Annotated in this window: 2 protein-coding genes; both read right to left on the reverse strand. The window is 42.8% G+C overall.

Features of this window, described 5'->3' with window-relative positions:
* Window positions 1–258: 258 nt before the first annotated feature.
* Complete coding sequence (locus tag A3735_RS20765) at window positions 259–672, reverse strand: hypothetical protein (protein ID WP_068633990.1); 414 nt, start codon at window positions 670–672, stop codon at window positions 259–261.
* A 470-nt stretch (window positions 673–1142) separates the two neighbouring features.
* Complete coding sequence (locus A3735_RS20770; protein WP_068633967.1) at window positions 1143–1565, reverse strand: hypothetical protein; 423 nt, start codon at window positions 1563–1565, stop codon at window positions 1143–1145.
* Window positions 1566–2063 lie beyond the last annotated feature (498 nt).

Below are 2063 nucleotides of genomic sequence, written 5' to 3' on the forward strand. Positions count from 1 at the left end.
CCAACGAAGCCTCTACAAATACAAATGTGCTTGAGAAGCTTAAACAGCAGAGCTGAACAGTGGGAAAACGTGCCACCTACCCTAAAAATTTAAACGGAAAGGTGCCAGATTAGAAACGTGCATTCCTTGCCGAATACTGAGCCTTAAACCTAAAGGCCAAAAAACATTTAACGCCGCAATTTGCGGACGGAGTGGGATGGCGCTTTTTGTGCTCCGCACAAAACGTNACAGCACACGGAGTTCCGCAAGATTGCCTTGTTAACTTGCAAGTGCACTGAGTACTCCCATGACCGGTAACGCAATAATTAGAACTAGTAATAAGTATGCATAAATTACTAACAGAAAGCGCGTAAAAGAACTAAAGCCGTCACTAATTTTGTTAAAAGACTCTGAGCTTGTGAGTTGAGGCAGGTACACGTTTACTGAATCCGATGCTTTGCGTTCAACGTTGTATAAATGCGCCAACATATACCCAAAAAAACACGGCACAATCAGGAACGCAATGAGACCACCTACATTACCGCTTATGCGCTCGTTGACACCTGCGGCAATTAATAAAGTTGAAACCAAAATAGCGCTTACGACAACCACTACTAAGAGCTTCAGATAGTATGAAGGCTTCTTATTGGGCAGTTTGTTGTTGATTGCCCTCAATGGCTGATCGAACTTCATACTCTTCCTGGAAAGTTAACGCTTTTATAAACGGCGCACAGCTCTATCGTGCGTCCAACGCAGGCCACGTCTCTTTGTGGCCGGAGTGATGTTTGATGAACTGGTTAGATGTTTTAGAACACCCAACTAAACCAAACACCACGTTAAAACCTAAGTGCTTGCCTTGAGACAAAAACACCATAGATGGCGACTTTACCGGACTTCCTAGGAACACACCACCGACGAAGCCTCTACAAATAAAAATGTGCCTGAGAAGCTTGAACAGCAGAGCGGAACAGTTGGAAACCGTACCACCTACCCTAAAAATTTAAACGGAAAGATGCCAGATTAGAAACGTGCATTCCTTGCCGAATATTGAGCCTTAACCTTTAAGGCAAAAAAAACATTTAACGCCTGTAGCTGCGGCCGAGCGAAGCGAAGTCCAGCCATAGCGTCTTTTTGCTGGGGCGAGACAGGCTACACTTGTTAGATTAAAACAGCCCCATTTTCTCGTTAATTGAGCGGCCATCGTTATTTCTATCTGCGATATAAAGAGAAAACAATAACAATAATATTGCCACAAAACCAAGACCGTAAAGTAATAATACAGCTATAGACACCCTTGCAATGTAAGCCGATGTTTTTGTTTTTATATACCTATAAAGAATACCGATTATTGCCACAGATATTAAAATTGAAGCAATTGTATTAATGCTGCCCCGGCCATTATCAAAGCCGACTCCCAACAAAACAATAATGAGCGGTGAAGCAGAAACTGCTATATTTTTAAGGTTGATTGGCCGAAAATTGAACTGCTGTTCACAACGCTCATTGAATTCGAAAGTAGCTTTCTTACCAAAATAAAAAGCGGCTACACAAACAACTACCGCCAAAACCAATAGTGTAATTTCCATATTATCTCCTATAAAAATCTAACGCTTACATAAAGGGCCGGCGCGTCGCGACGGTCCAGCCCAAACTTGTTTGGGCGATCTTTGATGTACTGGTTAGATGTTTTGATACACCCAACAACCCAAACGCCACGTTGTGTAGCCGAAGGCGAAACTTGAGTACCTGCCTGCGACTAAAATATATGAGTTGATGACTTTACCGGATTCCCTAGGAACACACCACCAACGAAACCTCTACAAATTAAAATGTACCTGAGAAGCTTAAACAGCGGAGCGGAACAGTTGGAAACCGTACCACCTACCCTAAAAATTTAAACGGAAAGATGCCAGATTAGAAACGTGCATTCCTTGCCGAATATTGAGCCTTAACCTTTAAGGCAAAAAAACATTTAACGCTTTTATAAACGGCGCACGGCTCTATCGTGCGTCCAACGCAGGCCACGTGTTTTTGTGGCCGGAGTGATGTTTGATGAACTGGTTAGATGTTTTAGAACGACCAAC

The organism is Oleiphilus sp. HI0061, from assembly GCF_001635675.1.